This window comes from Shewanella marisflavi, assembly GCF_023283925.1.
GTDB lineage: Bacteria > Pseudomonadota > Gammaproteobacteria > Enterobacterales > Shewanellaceae > Shewanella > Shewanella marisflavi.
The window spans coordinates 44,868-64,415 of the sequence record NZ_JAKIKX010000004.1 but is presented as its reverse complement, the minus strand read 5'-3'; the positions used below and the strand labels follow the sequence as shown (position 1 = coordinate 64,415).

Here is a 19,548-nt window from a genome sequence, read left to right as displayed (position 1 = left end):
TATTACAGCGATGGCTCTGCCTTTGCTGACCTGCTTTGCCTTGCAGGCAGGTGAAACCTCTCCCGTTGCCTCCTTGCAACAGGTCTTAAGTCAACACCACGACTGCAGCCCCACGATCACCATACGCTCCCAGGCTTTGACTAAGGAGCAAATCACCCAAGCCTGCACACTAATGCAGAAACAAGAGGCCAAGTTCCACCAGCTATTTGGTACCCAAGGTAAGCCGGTAGCCAATGACAACAATCAGCGCATGCGCGCCAATGTTTACCACAGCCGCGAGGACTACACCCGTTATGTCACGGCGCACTTTAACGTGCCCAGCGACAACGGCGGCATGTTTTTAGAGGGACTGCCTCATCAGGAAGGTAATCAGGCCGAATTTGTGGCTTACGAGCGCAACGGGCAGATCTGGAATCTGGCCCACGAGTATGTGCATTACCTCGACGGTCACTTCAATCTCTATGGCGATTTCTGCGCATCTTTACATGACTCTCACAGCGCCCCCGAGTATTGCCCTAAACCTGCGCCGCTACTGCCTCATTTAGTATGGTGGAGTGAAGGCTTGGGAGAATATATCTCACAGGGCGATGACAACCCGGCGGCCATAGCGATCATCGCCAAACAGCAGTTCGAACTCAGCGAGCTGTTTAACACCAGCTATGAGCAAAATGGCGGGACAGATCGCATCTATCGCTGGGGTTATCTGGCGGTGCGCTTCATGATGGAGCACCACAGAGACAAAATAGAGACTATGCTCGGCTTTACCCGCAAGGGCGACTACCCCAGGTATCAGGCCCTGGTTACCCAATGGGGCACCAGCATGGATGCAGAATTTCAGGCCTGGCTTAAGCGTCTGAATCCAGCCAGCGCCTCTTCAAATCAAACGCCTTAAGGCTAAGCCTCTTACCGAGTGCTGTTTTGACCATCACGTGCCAAGAGCCAATAAAGGCCTTGGCTCGCCGTGGTGGGAAAGGCGATTTCGTGACGCGCTCCCTCAATGGTGAGCGACTCCAGCTCTATGAGATCGCCTAGCTGATGCTTTAAATGCGCCCTAAGTTTATCCGCCCCGGCCACCATGTCGTGTTGCATGTCACCTTTATCCGGCGTCTCCAGCGCGCCGACCGCCAAAAAGATCCGGCGTTTTAGCAGCTGTTTCTCCTTGGCTCTCTCCTTGGCCTTCAGGGATAAGATCTGCTCGCCTTTAAACCACACCGACGGACTGCCCAGCACATAATTAGCAAACAGATTCGGCCGTTCAAGCAGCAGATAGGCACCCAGCAGGCCACCGAGCGAGTTGCCCACGAAGGTGCGCTCCTTGTCATCCACCCGGTAGTGCTCGGCCATGAAGGGCAAAACCTGAGTCTGCAGATAATCTGCGTAGTGGCTGGCGCCGCCAGTGGTCAGCTTCCAATCTGTATCGGTGAATGGGGTATAGTCGCGCACTCGGCTCTGCGGCCCCTTATCTCCTTTGGCATAGGAGAGCCCGACTATGATGGCCTCACGCATCTTGCCGCTATTCATGGGAAAGCGGGTCATGCCCGAGACGATCTGAAAGGCGTAAGGCGCATCGGACACATAGATCACAGGATAACGCCTCGTGCTATCAGGCTGATAAGAGCGCGGTAACTTGACCCAAAGTGGATACACCCGCTTACTCACGGGGTCTGTGAGCTCAAAGACCTGAGTGCGGGAGATTTCAACCTTTCCTAGCTCAATCGCACTTAAAGCGCTCTCCCCTGCCGCCCTCTCTCCTGCCACTATCTGCCCGGCATTTATCTGCTCAGCTTTTATCGGCTCAGCGGCTAGGCAGAAGGATGTGATACTCACGCAGAATATGGTTAATGGCGCGAATGGCACAGTTAGGAAAGAAGATTTCATGGAAGATTGTCCCTAAAGTCGCGAATGAATCAGATACCCAAGCCTACTTTAGGCAAGGCTTAACATGAAGTTTTTTAATTGATTTAATGAGGTTTTTTGAAAAATATGAAAATATTTAAAAAATTTTCTGAACTAAACCCGATGAAAGTACTCTGATTATATGAACAGAATTTGCATCGATTAGTTAATCCAGTGACAGGTCTTAATTAATCATCAGTGTGTTGACCGTTCATCATCATTCCCTTTAGATAGTTTCTAGCGCAACTATCCTTAGATTCCGAATTTGGAACTTAGAGCGACCTCATCAAGGTCGCTTTTTTTTATCCTGAATTTGCCGACATTTACCTTCATGGTTTTGAATTGCCTGCGGCAGGCTTATGTGCAAACACATTTGTGACACAGTGACTGATGCCAAGCTTCATACCTATGAACAAGAGACATGGATGCCAAACAGGGCGTTAGACATAGATGTCAATAAATGGATGTGCCTCACAAGGTCATAACTGTGTTCACACCGAGTTAGAACCTCAGATCTATATATGTGAGTTTTCTATGTGATAACGCCACTAAAAAAGCGGAGCGTCAGCGACGTCCTGCCTGAAGGGCGATTTGGGATGGCCTTGCTAGCTGATGTTACTGACAACAGTGGTTACCCCAGTAATCACCATTTGCGTTCCCATGACAGCAAGAATTAGCCCCATTAGTCGAGTGACAATACTAAGACCACTTTCACCTATTACTGCCAGAATCTTTGAACTAAAAATAAAGCAGACGAAAGTGATAAGACACATAACTGCAAATACAGAAACAGTCACTAATATCCCCGCTATTCCTCCTGAGGAAGAATAATTCATTGCCGTTGCTATGGTTCCAGGCCCAGCAAGAAGAGGGACTGCCAGGGGCGATACCGCGATATCCGTTTCTTCACTACCTTCAGCTGAATGCATCTTGGAACTATGCCCATTAAGCATGTGATACCCGACAAGAAACACCAAAATGCCCCCAGTTATCCTCAATGCGGAGATGGTGATGCTAAATAAATGAAAAATTGCCTTTCCAAGTAGAGCAAAAGATAGAATTACAATAAATGTAATAATGAGTGCTTTCGATGCAATTTTAATTTGCTCTGCTTTGCTTTTACCTCCTACCAGACCAGCAAAGGCTGCGGTATTAGCGATAGGATTCATGATGGCAAAAAAACCTAAAAAGACGGTGATCACTTGAGTATATAGATCATTCATTCGGTTACCATTTCTGTTATAGAGCTAACGCCAGCCATAAGCGGCGGCTGAAAGCCGTCCGGTGGAGGGCCATCGGCCCGGAACGACCTTAATGGCCTTGTTATGAGTTGGTGTCATAAATACGACCAGCTCCTTCCCAGCCATTGGCTTTTGCTTGGTCGATCAGAAAGGCCATGTCCAAATCGTAGCCGTCGGCCATTTCAACTTCTGAGGAGTCGATATGACAGCGGAACTCCTGATCTAATGCGGACCAAACCACAGATACCACGGGATCAGTGGCTCCTTCTCTCTCCGCCAATCGCAGACCTATAAATGGCACAAACGGCAGCGTCATTCGCTTACCGAACGATGCCGCTTTCGAACCATCAAGACTTTGAATAGTCAGTGAAAAATGAACACTGTATTCCATATCAATACTCATAACATTTTATTAGTGCGCATGCGCATTTACCTCGTTGGACCAGTGAAAACGCGCACAGTTAACTATCTGTATGTAATGAACTTATCAACATTTTGCCGCTTTTCATATAAGTAATCCATCTGGAAAAACGCGCATGCGCTTTTTCCAAACCTATTATCTACTTGACAAGGATTGCAATCAGTTGATTTTAAGATGGTTTACATCATCAACAACGGCAAAACGCGCACGAATTTAGGCTTAAAATCACCCAAAAGTCACATAATTTAAATATGACTGTGTATCTGTCCAGTTTCTACTTCTTGTGGTGAATCGCACAAACAGGACTTAGATAAGAAATTATTGAGTAGTAATTTTGCGATTTACTGGCTGACCAACAACTCACTTCGGGGCAAAACCAAATCAGCTTTTTCATTCCCTTTGTCACCCCCAAACACGGCCAAATCGAAGATACGTTAGATACCAAGTGTAGATGCATCTGCGGACGTCGATGGCAGGGATGCCATCGTCGAGCCTCCACGGACGGATGCACGGCGTGTAGCAGATGTATCTGCACATCAGCGAGCCGCAGGCTATTAGTAACAGTAATGGATTGACCATCAAAAACCTATCAAGCTAATCCTCAGGTTGACGTTTCAACTTCTAACAATCTGCACATACGTCGCTCCATCACATCTGACCCATAGGGATGTGGGAAATGTCAGAGTAATGTATGGAACATCACTGACCATGTGACCGCGACATTGATACTTCCATGTACAGCACCCGCCCGGCAGGCGTTAACTTGCCATGAAGGTGAGCCATTCAAACACACTCAACAAATGAGATTGCAGTCAAATACGACTCAAGCAAACAAAATATCGTCTTATTTGGAAGACAAAAAAGGCCTCACTAGGAGGCCTTTTCTATATCAAGCGGTAGTCTTACAGACGGATACCCGCTTTTTCCAGGTCTTTAGCTGTCACACTACGTGGTAGTGGTACATAACCGTCTTTCATTACGATTTGCTGACCCTGCTTTGACAGTACGAAGCGCAGGAATTCACGCTCAAGTGGTGCCAAATCTTTGTTAGGATGCTTGTTCACGTATACGTACAGGTAACGTGATAGTGGGTAGCTACCGTCAGCGGCGTTAGCGGCAGTCGCTTCGATAAAGTTGTCACCCTTCTTAGAGATAGCAACCGCTTTCACACCTGCTGTCTTATAACCGATACCTGAGTAACCGATAGCGTTAAGTGATTGAGAAACTGACTGAACCACTGATGCAGAACCAGGCTGCTCGTTCACGTTAGCCTTGAAGTCGCCCTTACAAAGAGCCTTCTTCTTGAAGTAACCGTAAGTACCAGATACTGAGTTACGACCATATAGCTGTACGTCTTTAGCCGCCCAAGAACCGTCCAAGCCTACATCGCTCCAACGCTGAACATCGCTACCACCACACTTGTGTGTTGCAGAGAAGATACCGTCGATCTGCTCGATGCTTAGGCCCTTGATTGGGTTATCCTTGTGTACGAATACCGCCAGGGCATCGATAGCAACACGGATAGCTGTTGGCTGGTAACCGTAATGCTTTTCAAAGGCTTCGATTTCGTTAGGCTTCATCTTACGGCTCATAGGGCCGAACTGTGAAGTACCTTCAGTCAGTGCTGGTGGCGCAGTAGAAGAACCCGCGGCTTGAATCTGAATGTTAACGTTAGGGTACATCTCTTTGTACTCTTCCGCCCATAGGGTCATCATGTTGGCTAAAGTGTCTGAACCTACAGAAGATAGGTTACCTGATACACCGCTGCTCTTCTCATAAGTTGGCAGTGATGGATCAAGAGCGGCCACAGAGGCTGCTGAGAATACACTAGCGGCTGTTAAACTCACCGCACCGACAAGCTGTTTAAGTTTCATTCTATGCTCCAGTGTTAAGCGGACTTGCTTACTCGTTTCATTTAAGTTGCAGCTAGTATCAATCGCAACAGTGACAAGTCTATGACTGTGATGTGACACTTAGATGACAACTGCTAATAAACTTGTCGTAAACGCCGATTTTCACCTCTTTATATTGAGTTTGACATTAAATCGTCAAGATTGCGTCATGGTTGGCCGCCATAAAAAACGCCGTCAATAATGACGGCGTGTGAGCAAGCTTACCCTGACTAACGCTGTATATCGAGCAGGTGATTAGGAATGATAAAACTAAAGCGACTCCCCACACCTAGCTTACTCTCAATCATGAGATCGCTCTGATGGTGACTAAGGGCGTGCTTAGTAATGGCCAAGCCAAGTCCGGTTCCACCACTTTGACGCGAACGGGCGCTGTCGACCCGATAAAAGCGCTCGGTCAGTCGGGTAAGGTGCTGGGGCGCTATCCCCTCTCCCGTATCGGTCACGCTAAATTCGGCCCCCAGAGGCACCCGTTTCCAGCAGATGGTGATCTTGCCGCCGGGCTCCGTATAACGAATCGCATTAGACACCAAGTTAGAGCAGGCACTTCGTAACTGCACCTCACTGCCATAGAGGTTCAGCCCGGGTTCGGCCTGAATCGTCAGCTCATACTGATCCATGGCCAAGGCCAGTGCTTCCTCTTTTAAGGTATCGATGAGGTGCCCCATATTCACCTTGGTCTCCAGGTTAACGGCGCTGCCATCTTCGATGCGCGACAACACCAGCAGCTGCTCGACCATAGATCGCATGCGATTGGTTTGTTGCTGCATCTGTGAAACCGCCTTGAGATTGGGCGAATCTGGCTCAGCCATCCCCTGCATCATCTCGAGGTATCCTTGCAACACCGTCAGCGGCGTCTTGAGCTCGTGAGAGACGTTGGCCACAAACTCCTTGCGCATCCCTTCAAGTTGCCGAATACGGGTAATGTCCCTGGCAATAAGCAAACGTTGCCCCGAGCCATAGTCCATGATGCGTATCTCTAACACTCGGCCATCGCTATGGGTATCGATCAACTCGAATGGCTCATCGAAATCGGCTTGCCTTAGGTATTTAGCAAAGTCAGGGTGACGGATTAGGTTGTCGATCCGCTGACCATTATCTTGGGGCCATACCAGGCCAAGTAGCAGCTGTGCCAGCTTATTACACCAGGCAATATTGTTTTCTGAATCGAGCACCACAGCCGCATCGGGCAATGCCTCGGCCCCCTGTCTGAAACGGGCGAGAAGATAGGCTAACTGACTAACGCGCTTTCTGTTTTTCCCTTGCAGGCGATAGATACCATTAAACACCCCTTCCCAGCTGCCACTGCCATTGGGCGGTGTCAGACGCTTATCGCGCCATAGCCAATAATTGAGTCTAGATATCTGTTTATAGTGCCAGGCGAGCAAGGCGAGGCTGCCGAGCAACATGATCCACAGCACTTGATTTATGAGTAATCCAACGGCAAGACAGAGCAGTAGATATATCACTAGTCGAGTGAGTAGTTGATACCCTGAATATGAATCAAACATAGATAAGCCATAGTGAGCGAATGGGCACAAGATAGCTTATATTGCCTCTTGTGCCTATCCATTTGCTAGGGTCTGTTGACCTTTGCTGTATGTGTCTGCAGCGCGCTATTATGTTTTTTCAAGGCTAAACATGAGTAATATCCTTACTCGATATCATCATGCGATTACTGAAAAAAAGAGATAATAGCCGCTGCCCCTAAGGGTCATCTAAACACCTTTTCTCATTACTACCGCTTAAAGGTGTTTAGCCTGAACATAAAGTAAGCCACAAATATACAGGCCCTATAGACGGGTCGAAAAACGATACCCCGCCCCACGAACGGTTTGAATTAGGCGATCATGGTTCGACGGTTCTACCGCCTTACGCAGTCGACGAATATGCACATCGACAGTTCTGTCTTCGACATACACATTGGTGCCCCAAACGTTGTCCAACAGCTGCTCGCGGCTATAGACGCGCTCGGGATGGGTCATGAAGAAATGGAGCAACCTAAATTCGGTCGGTCCCATCTCAAGCACCTGCTCACCTACCGTCACGCGGTGGCTCACAGGATCGAGTACCAATCCTTGTACGTCAATTGGCTCTTCCAGAGCCGTCGGCGCAGCACGGCGCATAACCGCCTTGATACGTGCCACCAGCTCCTTAGGTGAGAAGGGCTTGGTGATATAATCATCGGCGCCCACCTCGAGCCCTTTGACCTTATCTTCCTCTTCACCACGCGCCGTCAGCATGATAACCGGGATGTGACGAGTAAACTCATCCTGGCGTAGCTTCTTCGCTAACTGGATACCACTTCCACCTGGGAACATCCAATCAAGCAATACCAAATCTGGATAGGGCTCTGACAACATATCCAATGCCGAGTCGAAATCCTCTGCTGTAGTTGTCGTGAATCCATGTTGTTCTAAAACAAAAGCTAACATCTCTCGGATGGCTAGCTCATCTTCAACTATCAAAATCCTAGCAGTCATATGCGATCTTCTATCTGTGAATTCCCACGTGTCCATTATTGGTCTTTTTTATTACAAAATTATGAAACCGCCGGGCTAGTTTGTCATAAAACGGCTAATTTTGTCATAAATCTTACACTAAAAAGGGAGGCATCAGCCTCCCTTTATCAAGTACCCGACTCGCGGGTGACTCTTATTTATCAATAATTTAGAACTTGTGTTCTAGACCTACGCCAAAGAACTTATCGGTAGTGTCGTCACCTTCAAAATCACGGTTAGTGTAGAATGCCAGCACTTTAGTTGGCTTACCTAGCTTATAATCAATACCGACTGACCAAGAATCACCTTTATCTTCCATGTCTTGATACTGACCTTTTAATACTGCCGCATCAATTGTGTAAGATGCGCTAAACAGGTAACCCGTCTTGCTGTCTGCACCGACAACCTCAGTACCATCTTTCTTATAAGTCTCTTCCTGCTGCTGGTACATACCGCCAAGCTTCAGGCCTGCAACCTTACCTTGAATGGTGGCACGAACAACTTCGTAGCCTTTAACGTCAGCATCATAGGCAATAGAGGCAAATACTGGGGTCTTTTTCAGCTTGGCATCACCGTACATTGCGGCAACACTGAAACCGTCTTGTCCATACTGTGAGCTTGCGCCTTCAGCAGCATAGGTCACACCTAACTTGAAACCACTCCAATTAGGCGTCATGTAAGTCGCTGTTTGTTCAATGCGGTTTTCACCCTTGAACAGGTTTTTCAGGTCACCAGACAGGTCGTTGAACTGATCAACTTTACCTTGTGAAATCTTAAGCATGGTGTCATTACGGCCAATAGAAACAGCACCGAAGTTACCTTTTACACCAACGAACTGGTTACGAGCCTTGAAGTTTTCCTTAACGTCATCACCAGTGTCCACTTCATACTCAACAGTGTAGAAAGCTTCCAGCGAGCTGCTTAGCTCGAAAGCCCCCTTCACGCCAAAGCGAGAAGCGTTGCTCTGAATAGTCGTCGTTGCATCACCATCTACATCGTTGGATTGAGCCGTTACGTTTAGTTTGCCGTAAACAGTCAAAGGATCTGCAGCGTGTGCAGAAGCAAGAGTGGCAGTAGCTAGCGCAGAAGCGAGTAGTGTTTTACAAAAAACGTTCATCATTTAATCCTTTCGACGTTTGTTCGTCTTGGTTATTGGTTTGGACGGCCGAAAGTTTGCAATTTTTATGTTGCAGTTTTATTTCAAGTATTTAGCGACTGAGTAATTGATTAGAAGTCAACGAGGCCCGCTAGCGGCAATCCCAGCAACCATGGGCACTTCAGAGCAAGGATTAGAAATATTACAGTTTAATGAATTATGTCACCTGGGCGTTTTTTGTGACATTTTGGCGAAAAATGTTAGCGGTTTACCCGCGCGGCGCAATGGCTTACACTGCGGCTTTATTTTTGATTGAGCGCCTATCATGTGGTTTAAGAATCTTACTGTATATCGTTTTAATAAACCTTTCTCTGTCGATACCGAAGCGCTAGAGAAGTCCCTGGAAGACTTTACCTTTTCTCCCTGTTCCAGCCAGGACATCAGCAAATTTGGCTTTTCAAAGGCACTGGGCAAACTCGGCCACACCTTAGTACACAGCGCCGAAAACAGACATCTTATCTGTGCCACGAAAGAGGAAAAGATCCTGCCATCACAGGTGATCAAAGAAGCCTTAGATGAAAAAGTAGCGCAGATCGAAGCCGAAGAAAGCCGCAAACTGGCTAAGAAAGAGAAAGACGCTCTTAAGGATGAGATCACCACTACCCTACTGCCGCGCGCCTTCTCTCGTCGTAGCCAGATCCACGCGCTGATCCTGCCTGAAATCGAGATGATCTTAGTCGACTCATCCAGCGCTACTAAAGCAGAAGAACTGCTGGCTCTGCTGCGTAAAGCCTTAGGTTCGCTACCTGTGATCCCTATGAGCTTCAAGACGCCTATCGAGACCCAGATGACCGAGTGGCTCAAGAGCAACAGCACGCCAGCCCCTTTTGAGATGCAAGATGAAGCCGAGCTCAAGTCTGATTCTGATGAAGGCGGCATAGTGCGCTTTAAGCAACAAGACCTGACCGAAAACGAGGTGCTTGCACATATCGAGGTAGGCAAACAGGTTCACAAACTGGCGCTGCATTTCGGTCAGTCTATCGCCTTCGTGCTGCAATCAGATGCTGGCATCAAACGCCTTAAGTTCTCCGAAGAGTTTAGGGCTCACAATGACGAAGTGGGTAACGAAGACCCGCTCGCCCGTCTCGATGCCGACTTTGCCCTGATGGGCAGCGAACTGATCGCCTTGATGAACTCGCTAGTTGAAGTGCTTGGCGGCCTGGAAGATAGTCTGTAAGCCAGCCATATCAAGCTTTGCTTTCCACAGTAAGGCAGTAAAAAAACCACCCGAATGGGTGGTTTTTTATTATTCGCGCCGACTTAATCTTTCAACTTGCCCGACGCATCAAAGGGCCAGTCAATGCCAAGCCAAGCCTTGAAGAAGGCTTTTTGTTGACGGTTAGGCTTATCTACACTGGTCAGTTTTAGCTTCTCACTCGGCTGCAGGCCTAAGGTTAAGGAAACCTCTTTCAGGGTGTCATTGCTAAACAGGGTCACACGGATAGTGTCGCCCGGCTTAAAGTCTTTAATACGCTCCTCAAACCCCTTTGCAGTCACCTTAAGGCCATTAATCGCCACCAGCTCATCGCCCGCCACTATGCCAGCACGCCAAGCCGGGCCTTCACGCCTTACATGACTCAGGCGCAAGCTGCCGGCAATCTCCATACCTGCATCGGCAATCGCCTTATTATCTTTGCCATAGTCTCGCTGCAGACCCGCCTTTGCCAACAAGGCGTCAAAATCTAGCGCCAGGGGCTGATTGACATGGCGCTGCCACCAGTCAGCATAATCTTTGCCGGACAAGTCAGCGAGTAGTTGCTGCACATCGGCAACGCGGTAACCGGCCGGTAGCCTGTACTCTTGGTACAACTTAGCATGTAGATCCCGGTAAGATGCCTTTAGTTGAGTCTCGTTCAGTAGGCTGAAGTCCAGCGCCAATGAGGTCAAATAGCCCTCTGAATAGATATTGCTGCTGTGATTTCGGGCATAATCTCCCCCACCACTCACCCACTGACCGGCACTCGCCTCGGCAATCGCTTGCACCTCGCGCCCAGGAGTCTGTTCGTTACGGCCGATGCGTTTGGCCAGATCCTCTAAAAATTCTTTCGGCGTGATAACGCCTGCACGCAGGAGCAACTGACTCTGAAAATAGCTGGTCGAGCCTTCGGCTATCCAAAGCAACTCGGTGATCCCCTCATCCTGATAATCATAGGGCACCAATCCCTGAGGACGATAAGCCTTCACATTCCAGGTATGAATAAATTCATGGGAGGCGGTCTTGATAAAACCTAAGTAATCTTTGCGCTCACGAAAACTAAAGCGCGGACGCTGGATAACGGTTGAATTAAGGTGCTCTGTCGCGCCGCTTGCCCCGCTCGTTGCATGTACCATGTATACATATCGCTCAAAAGGATAACCATCCCAAATTGCTTTTGCCTGTCCGCTGAGCCTAGTGAGATCCTCAACCATCTTGTCGATATCATAGTTACCCTCTCCCCATATGACTAACTCATAGTCGCGGCCATCAGCTGAAAAACGTCTATGTTGGTTAATTCCCGTCTCTATGGGGGAATCCACCAACACATCATAATTGTCAGCGCTAAAGCTATGTGGGCCGATTGCGTCCATACCTGAGTAGCTACGCCATTGTTCAGGCACCTCTAGCGACACCTTAACCTGCTGGTCGCGAAATTCAGGGCTGTAAACAAACACCCCGCTGGCATCTAAATAGGCATGGCTGCTATCGATATGCGTCACACGTTGACCCAGTGTGTTGGCATAGACTTGGTAAGAAACCTTAACCTGAGAGGGCTCAACGAGACTAACCTGCCATTCGCCGCTCGCGGTGCGCTGCCACTCGAGCGCCTTACCTGAATCATCCTCAGCCTTAAAATGACGAATGGCATCGGCTAATGGTAATACCTGATATTTGCCGGTGCGCCATACAGGGAGATTGATCTTAAGCTGTTTGGCGTTAGAGGCAGGAAACGCAACTTCCACCTTGGCCAGGTGATGGTCTGGTGTTGTCAGATCGATCTTATAATTAACATCTGCGTGGGCTTGAGATAGGAAAAAAGGACTAAAAATCAAAATCAAGGGTACAGCTAGTTTCACTCTGGCTTCCTTCTGTTATCATAGTTGTTATGTGAAGTTCGTCAGTATAACCCGATTTACCCCGCCACTGCGGACAGAATTCTAAAAACATAATATGCCCGCCTGCGGCTCGGTGATGCTACAAAATGCGCATTTTTCTCTATAGCCTTGTGTTGTTTTTTTGCTACTCAGCCACGGCCAACGCGGCCTTCAGCCAATTGATCAGCAAAGAGGTCAAATTTAAAGAATCGGCAGCTGAATTTTATCAAGAGATCAGTGCCAGCCTCTCCTTCCCGATTGATTTTACCAATGAGATAGAGTTTAACCGACTGGCAGAGACCCAAGGCTACAGCCCAGAAGAGTTAGAGCAGCAACTGCAATGGCTTGCACGAGTCTATCTGGAGCCAGGCATCGGAGCAGACAATGCGCTAGAGCAGGCGCAGCGCATCATGACCCAACTAAGGAGCATCGCCGATACCGCCTACGACAAGGCCTACCTATTAATGCTAGAGGGCAGAAAGGCCGGTCGAGACAAGCAAGATTATCAGCAAGCAATCATCTACTATCAACAGGCTCTGGAGCAGTTAAAACAGAGCGAAGATCTCCCCACTCAACTGTTATTACACAGTATTCAATACCAATTGGGAGACGTTTATCGTATTACTCTGCAAAAAAGCGCAGCTCTCACTCACTTGAATCAATACCGTGAACTCGCTTACCAACTAAGAGACGATTATTTGATTGCCAAGGCTGAGGCGACACTCGGGCGCTATTACAACAGCGAGGAGCAATATGCCAAGGCACTACAACATTATACTGAGGCGATTCGGCTAGCCGAAGGTTTAGACAAGCCCTTCTTAAATGCCATCTTGTCGCTGCGCTTAGCAAGGGTATACAGAGATCTTAAGTCTTGGGACGAAGCCCTCACCTATGCTCATAAAGCCGCAGATGGTTTTACTCTAGTAGGTAAAGACAACTTCCTCTCCAGCGCCATGACGGTGATCGCTATGGTCTATGGTGAGCAGCAACTGTGGAACCAGGCGATCGATTATTACCTCAACGCCCAACAGATAGATGTCAGACGCGGCAACCTCACCGCCCAAGCCCTGAACTTGCACAACTTAGGCGAGGCCTACTTTAACAATAATGAGCCTAAAAGAGCGCTGACTAACCTGCTCAAGGCCAACGGCCTCTTCTTACAAAAAAAGAGCAATCATTACCTTATCTATAACGATCTGCTGATCGCTCAAGTCGCCACTAAATTAGGTGATTGGAGCATGGTTAATGCCTATGCCTCCAAAGCTTTCGTGTTGGCGCGAGAAAAGCAACTCCCCGAACAGATGTTCGAGGCATTAGAGTATAAAACGCGCGCCCTAAAGGAGCTTGGCGATATCGAAAAAGCCCTCGATGCTCTGGATCAGTTAAGCAAGCTCAGCCAAGAACTCGTCACAAACAGCGCCCCGCCTTCCGACTATAACCCTAGCGTGCTGGCAGAGCAGAAACTCAAGTTGCAGTTGAACCAACTGCAATCAGAAGCTAAAGCGCAAGAGAAGCAGAACCATCAATCCAGACTAGCAGCGAGCCTCATCTTTATCATCAGTTTGCTACTGGCGCTGGTGGGCTTCAACCAATGGCGCGGCAAAGCCAAACTGAAACAGGAGTTGGCCACACTGAAGCAAAAAGTGAAGCAGGAGCCAATGACTCAGCTGCCCGGTTATAACGGCTTTATCGAACATTTTGCCCACAGTAAGGAAACGGTGCAGTTAGCTCTTATCTCTCTCGATGGCGGCTATAAACAAGATCTCACTCTAGGCAGCGACATCTACTTGGAGACCACGGCAAGGTTAATGGATACCCTGAATCGCAGCTTAGACGGGGAAAGCTTCTTAATCCGCCCAGGGCATCTGCTGATCAGCCTCAAACAGTTCAAGTCACCAGAGGCCTTGCTGGAACAGATTCGAACAGTATTGGATGAACAGCCTCAGATGCAATCAGTTCATTTCAGCCTGGGCGTTATCAAGGTGCCTTTACTAAGCAATCCCGACATAAAAGTGACACCTGAGACCTATTTTAACGTACTACAGATGCTGGTCGCAGGCGCTATGAGTCTAGGTAAACACAAAGATTGTTATGTCACCATTACGCCACTTAATTTTGCTCCTGCTGCAATTTTGTCTAACCCGCTATACTTACACTTGGAAAAAGGAATTGGCCGAGGCTTGGTTAAGGTCGAAAGCAACGAGAACAAGGCCCTCATCCAATGGCCCAAATGGCAGGGAGCAAATAATGAGCTGTAGATATAATTTAACGAAACTATCCTGCGTGGGTCACATACCCTCTAACGTTTATTTGCATAACCTATTGGATCGGATACCATTGAAGTCATACAGGTCTCTATTAGCCAATGGTAAAATAATTCGGCGACTTCTAAGCGCATTACCAAATAGAAGTTTCAACTTTCAACCTACGCTGAAGCTTATTTACAAGGTCTAGAATGAAAGACGCGATGACAAGCCTTTCCAAGGTATCACTCCTTCAGCAGAAACTTCATTCTGCCAAATCTGCATTAGCTGAACTCACAGAACAAAAAAACCAAAGCCAAAACTCACTATTGCAATTTATTGGTCACCTTAGCCTGGCCTGTAAGGGTCAAAGCATTGAACTCGACAACAAGCTGGCCAAGCTACGCCACAACCTGAGCACTATCGAACATATCGATGAAGCATTACCCGATCTGCTCGAGGTGGAGCAACTTCTCAAGCAGCAATACCACCATGTAATAAGTCAGCTCGAAGAGGGGCGGACCAGTCTCTCTAAGGTGATTCGTCAGCTACAGCGTGTCGACTCTGTACCGGAAAAACTGAAAAAAGAGCTCGCCTATTATAAGCAAGATCTCAGTAAGCCATTTCATACCTATTGGGATTATTTCCCCAAAGTAGAGCGGCTGGTTGGCTTTTTCGAAGCCATCATGAATGAGCAGCTCAACCAGGGCGATAAGTTAGTCGTACTACCCAAGCACAGGCAGCAGGCTCATGAGTTGGCGCAGATGATCTCAGAGATCGAGTTTCGTAAAGATCAGCGCGATCAGGTGTTAGTGATCAAAGATTATCTGGCCGCCGAGATTGATGTTGATGGGCTAATAGATGCCTACCAGACCATACTCTCACTGCTGCTGGAAAATATCGCCCTAGAAAAAAGTGCCTCACAGGAATTTCTCTACGCACTCAATGATGCTCTCTCTGCGGTGCGTGAGGTGGTCAACGACTCCTATAACAGCAACCAGCGCAGCTATCAGCTCAAGAAGCAGCTCAACCGCGAGATCAATTCGCGCGTCGATAACGTTGGTGATGCCATTATCGACATTGATGATCTCGGCCAACTCAAGTTACAGGTCACCGAACAGCTCGCCTCGATTCGCACCGCGCTAGGGCGCAAAGAAGCGCTTGAACAACGTGAACAGGCGATGCTGCGCAAGTCGATGGAAACCATGCGCGATGAGCTTAACGAGCTGAGTAAAGAAGCCAACGCCTACAAAGAGCGCCTGTTTGAACAACAAAAGCTCAACCTGCTCGATACCCTGACCCAGCTGCCCAATCGTGCGGCGCTGGAAGAGCGTATGGAACAGGAGTTCCGCAACTACCAGCGCCATCGTCATCCACTCTGGGTCGCCGTGGCAGACATAGATCACTTCAAATCGATCAATGATAACTTTGGTCACAGCACTGGCGATAAGACGCTGCAGGTGATTGCCATGGCGCTAAAGAACTCGCTGCGTGAATCTGAGTTTGTGGCTCGCTATGGCGGCGAAGAGTTTGTGCTACTGATCCCTGACGTCTCGGCCAGCGATATTGAGCACCTGTTGAACCGCGTACGTGAGAAAGTAAAAAATATTCCTTTTAAGTTTAAAAATCAGAGAATTACAGTTACAGTATCAATAGGTGCTGCACAAATTCTTGAAAACGAACAGATAAGCGAAACCTTCGAACGCGCCGACGCAGCACTCTACAAGGCCAAACATGAAAGCAGAGACAGAGTGATTATTGACGCCTAACCCAGGGCAACCTGGGTATTTCATCCTTTCCCCCGGTGTCATGGCTTGCGTCTACTGCTAAGGAGTCGCCATGATCGTCAATATCAGTCCCAGAGGCAGCATGGATCAACTTTCCCAGTTGGAAGTCGATCGCCTCAAGCAAAATGCCAGTAGTGAACTCTACCAACTCTTTCGCAACTGCTCTTTGGCAGTGCTCGCCTCTGGATTAGAGAGCGATGACGCTTGCAGTCTATTTGAGCAGTACCGCAATTTTAATATCAATGTACTGCGACGTGAACGCGGCATCAAAATTGAACTGGTTAACCCGCCCGAAGCGGCCTTTGTCGATGGCAATATCATTGCTGGCATTCAAGAGCATCTTTTTGCCGTGCTGAGGGATATCGTCTATATCAGCGATCGCTACGACAACCTCAAAAATATCAATTTAACCAACTCTAACCATATCACCAATGTGGTGTTCGATATCTTGCGTAACGCTCAGGTTATTCCTCGCCAAGAGCCTAACATAGTGGTCTGTTGGGGTGGTCATAGTATCAATTCAACAGAGTATCAATACACCCGCGAAGTGGGTTATGAGTTGGGACTACGCAGCATGGATATCTGCACCGGCTGTGGACCTGGCGCCATGGAGGGGCCGATGAAAGGCGCCACCATTGGTCATGCCAAACAACGGGTACGCACTGCGCGTTATATCGGTTTGACTGAGCCCAGCATTATTGCCGCCGAGCCACCCAATCAGATCGTCAATGAGCTGGTGATATTGCCAGATATCGAAAAGCGCCTCGAGGCATTCGTGCGCTTAGGTCATGGCATAGTGATCTTCCCCGGCGGCGCGGGTACCGCTGAGGAGCTACTCTATCTGCTGGGGATCTTACTTTGCAAAGAGAACGCCAACATTCCGTTCCCATTGGTGCTCACAGGCCCGAGAGACAGCGCCGAATACTTTATTAAGATAGATGAGTTTATTGGTGCGACCCTGGGCGAAGAGGCGCAAAACAAGTATGAAATCGTTATCGACGATCCTGTACGCGTTGCGCGGATCATGAGCCATGGTATGACTGTGATTAAGCAACACCGTAGAGATACTGGCGATTCCTATCAATACAACTGGTCACTCAAGATAGAACCTGAATTTCAGCTGCCCTTTACCCCAGATCATGAGATCATGGGCAATCTCAATCTCTACTTTCAGCACAACAAGGCTGAGCTGGCCGCCAACCTGAGACGTGCTTTTTCTGGTATAGTCGCGGGTAACGTCAAGATGGATACCATGAGAGAGATAGAGCGTTTAGGCCCCTTCGAGCTCAGAGGCGACAAAGAGTTAATGAGATTGATGGACACCCTGCTACAGGCTTTCGTCAGTCAGCAACGTATGAAGCTGCCCGGCAGCGAATATGTGCCCTGCTACCGAATCGCCACTTAACTTAACGCTAGATAGACGATGAATCGATTTTTAATCATAGATGGACTCAACCTGGTGCGGCGCATACACGCCGCCCAGCCCGATGAAAATGATGTCAATGGACTACCAGAGCGCGTGACATCTGCCTGTCGTAAACTCATGGCCAAACATCAACCCACCCATGTAGCCCTCGTATGGGACGGCGATGCCATCTCCTGGCGTAAACAGCTATATCAAGATTATAAGAAAGGCCGCAAGCCGATGCCCACGGCTTTAAGCGATGCCCTACCTAATCTAAAGGAGCATCTGGCGCAGCGAGGATTTCACTCCATCGATGCCAATGCCGAAGCCGATGATGTGATCGCAACCCTGGCCAGTAAGACGGTAAAAGCTAAGGGAGAAGCGCTTATCATCTCCACCGATAAAGGCTTCACCCAGTTGCTCGGCCCTGGCATCAGCCTATGGGACTACTTTAACCAGCAACAGATCACCATCGAAGATCGCGAGCAGCAATTGGGCGTCGATCGTAGTCAGTTCATCGATTATCTTGCCATGGCTGGCGACAGCGGCAATAAGATCCCCGGCATACCCGGAATAGGCCCCAAATCGGCCTGTGAACTACTCAAAACCTTTCGAACTTTGGCCAATGTTTATGCCTCTCTCGATAAGATTGGCGCCAAACAGGCTAAGAAACTCGAAGCCGGCAGGCCAATGGCCAGGTTGAGCTACAAGCTGGTGCAACTGCAAACCGATATCCCCCTGAACACCCGCCTGGCGAATTTCAGGGCAGAACAACCGACTGAGGCGTAAACATTCGGTTACTTATTTCTTGGCTTTCAGGCCATCACAAGCGAAAACGGTACTACCATACGTTTTTCATCTGCTTTATATTGTAACCAATATGTTGCAGTGGTTTATTCACTGCAGATGCGCACGTTACATGGAAGGATCTCTACGAAATATGAAATCTAAAGTCCCAGTGATCATAGGCACTATATTTGCGGCCTATCTTGCCTTTGTCGCCGTCGTGGTGCTGGTTTATGAGCCAACACCTGATGATATGGATTGGGAGGACAGGCAAGCCTACAACAATGCAAAACTCACCGAGTTATCTATCGGCCAACCCATAGAGCAGATAAAAACCCTCTTGGGTAAGGCTGACTTTTCCGAGGCAAAAAGCAGTAACAACGACACACTACAGGTGCTGTTCTATCGTACCCACCACAGCAAATCTGATGGTGAAACCACCCGAGATGAATGTACGCCGCTGCTGTTTAAAAATAATAAGCTAATCGCCTGGGGACAAGATACTTACCAGCAATATCTCAACTCTCCCATCGGCGGCTGATCACTACAGCTCGAAATGGCGCTGCTATAACCAGCGCCTCACCTTCTGTTGATACGCACCATACTCCTTGGGAAATTTAGCCAACAGGTAAGCCTCTTCACGACGAATAGCCAGCCAATAGACTGCAGCGCAGGCAGGCAAGGTGCTGAGCAATAGCCAGGGGGATCCCAGCATGATCCCCAGCCCCACAGGAAAGCCACAAAAAGCCACATAGATGGGGTTGCGGCTATAAGCGTAATAGCCTGAGGTGATGATGTGTTTCGTGGGCTTCCACGGCTCGATTGCCGTATGACGCCGCTTAAAGATCAACATGATATGTAATAACACCAGGCAAGTAGCCAGCAAGATTAGCCCGCCGCCGACCTGGCCAACCGGATGAGGTGTTAGCGCTAGTGGACAGATCCGCTCCAAGGCGTAACCAGCCCCCATGGCAACCAGAAAAATTAACGGTGGCGGCACTTTTACCCTGGCGCCTCGGCGATCCTCTCCTGTCATATGCTTCTCCATAAATTCGCTATCTCCTGACCAAACCAACCATTTCTTCCCACAAAAAAGCCGGGCAAAAGCCCGGCTTGATGTATCGAGAAGA

At 48.6% G+C, this 19,548-nt stretch carries 16 protein-coding genes; 7 read left to right on the top strand and 9 right to left on the bottom strand.

What is annotated here, in order from left to right:
• The first annotated feature begins 10 nt into the window (after window positions 1-10).
• Window positions 11-892, top strand: a complete 882-nt coding sequence (locus L2712_RS09915) for a collagenase (RefSeq protein WP_033537760.1) — start codon at window positions 11-13, stop codon at window positions 890-892.
• An 11-nt stretch (window positions 893-903) separates the two neighbouring features.
• Here L2712_RS09915 and L2712_RS09910 read toward each other — a convergent pair whose 3' ends face one another.
• From L2712_RS09910 to L2712_RS09880, 7 genes are all read right to left on the bottom strand, one after another.
• Entirely contained in the window at window positions 904-1,878 is a 975-nt protein-coding gene (locus tag L2712_RS09910) for an alpha/beta hydrolase (protein ID WP_248977697.1), read from the bottom strand.
• 623 nt (window positions 1,879-2,501) lie between these two features.
• Complete coding sequence (locus L2712_RS09905) at window positions 2,502-3,119, bottom strand: MarC family protein (protein ID WP_033537484.1); 618 nt, start codon at window positions 3,117-3,119, stop codon at window positions 2,502-2,504.
• A 100-nt stretch (window positions 3,120-3,219) separates the two neighbouring features.
• Window positions 3,220-3,528, bottom strand: coding sequence for a hypothetical protein (locus tag L2712_RS09900; protein ID WP_140946872.1), 309 nt, complete (start codon window positions 3,526-3,528; stop codon window positions 3,220-3,222).
• A gap of 932 nt (window positions 3,529-4,460) precedes the next feature.
• Entirely contained in the window at window positions 4,461-5,432 is a 972-nt protein-coding gene (locus tag L2712_RS09895) for a PstS family phosphate ABC transporter substrate-binding protein (RefSeq protein WP_033537482.1), read from the bottom strand.
• 248 nt (window positions 5,433-5,680) lie between these two features.
• Window positions 5,681-6,979, bottom strand: a complete 1,299-nt coding sequence (gene phoR, locus L2712_RS09890; RefSeq protein WP_033537481.1) for a phosphate regulon sensor histidine kinase PhoR — start codon at window positions 6,977-6,979, stop codon at window positions 5,681-5,683.
• 282 nt (window positions 6,980-7,261) lie between these two features.
• On the bottom strand, window positions 7,262-7,951 hold the full coding sequence (gene phoB, locus L2712_RS09885) for a phosphate regulon transcriptional regulator PhoB (RefSeq protein WP_033537480.1): 690 nt from the start codon (window positions 7,949-7,951) through the stop codon (window positions 7,262-7,264).
• A 187-nt stretch (window positions 7,952-8,138) separates the two neighbouring features.
• Window positions 8,139-9,089: a porin gene (locus tag L2712_RS09880; RefSeq protein WP_033537479.1), complete on the bottom strand. Its 951-nt coding sequence runs from the start codon at window positions 9,087-9,089 to the stop codon at window positions 8,139-8,141.
• A 301-nt stretch (window positions 9,090-9,390) separates the two neighbouring features.
• On the opposite strand from L2712_RS09880, the gene rdgC reads away from it, so the two are divergent.
• The gene (gene rdgC, locus L2712_RS09875) at window positions 9,391-10,302 is read left to right on the top strand and encodes a recombination-associated protein RdgC (RefSeq protein ID WP_033537478.1); all 912 of its coding nucleotides are present in this window, start codon (window positions 9,391-9,393) and stop codon (window positions 10,300-10,302) included.
• Window positions 10,303-10,385: 83 nt separating this feature from the next.
• Here rdgC and L2712_RS09870 read toward each other — a convergent pair whose 3' ends face one another.
• Window positions 10,386-12,179, bottom strand: a complete 1,794-nt coding sequence (locus tag L2712_RS09870) for a M61 family metallopeptidase (protein ID WP_248977696.1) — start codon at window positions 12,177-12,179, stop codon at window positions 10,386-10,388.
• 125 nt (window positions 12,180-12,304) lie between these two features.
• Here L2712_RS09870 and L2712_RS09865 point away from each other — a divergent pair, with 125 nt between their 5' ends.
• From L2712_RS09865 to L2712_RS09845, 5 genes are all read left to right on the top strand, one after another.
• Complete coding sequence (locus L2712_RS09865; RefSeq protein ID WP_248977695.1) at window positions 12,305-14,455, top strand: tetratricopeptide repeat protein; 2,151 nt, start codon at window positions 12,305-12,307, stop codon at window positions 14,453-14,455.
• A gap of 197 nt (window positions 14,456-14,652) precedes the next feature.
• Entirely contained in the window at window positions 14,653-16,209 is a 1,557-nt protein-coding gene (locus tag L2712_RS09860) for a GGDEF domain-containing protein (protein WP_248977694.1), read from the top strand.
• 70 nt (window positions 16,210-16,279) lie between these two features.
• The gene (gene ppnN / locus L2712_RS09855) at window positions 16,280-17,632 is read left to right on the top strand and encodes a nucleotide 5'-monophosphate nucleosidase PpnN (protein WP_033537474.1); all 1,353 of its coding nucleotides are present in this window, start codon (window positions 16,280-16,282) and stop codon (window positions 17,630-17,632) included.
• An 18-nt stretch (window positions 17,633-17,650) separates the two neighbouring features.
• Window positions 17,651-18,421 (top strand): flap endonuclease Xni, encoded by a 771-nt coding sequence (xni, locus tag L2712_RS09850; RefSeq protein WP_248977693.1) that lies wholly within the window; start codon window positions 17,651-17,653, stop codon window positions 18,419-18,421.
• A gap of 151 nt (window positions 18,422-18,572) precedes the next feature.
• Window positions 18,573-18,959, top strand: a complete 387-nt coding sequence (locus L2712_RS09845) for a DUF3192 domain-containing protein (RefSeq protein WP_033537472.1) — start codon at window positions 18,573-18,575, stop codon at window positions 18,957-18,959.
• A 24-nt stretch (window positions 18,960-18,983) separates the two neighbouring features.
• Here the strand turns inward: L2712_RS09845 and L2712_RS09840 are convergent, their stop codons facing one another.
• Window positions 18,984-19,454 (bottom strand): methyltransferase family protein, encoded by a 471-nt coding sequence (locus L2712_RS09840; protein WP_248977692.1) that lies wholly within the window; start codon window positions 19,452-19,454, stop codon window positions 18,984-18,986.
• Window positions 19,455-19,548: the final 94 nt, after the last annotated feature.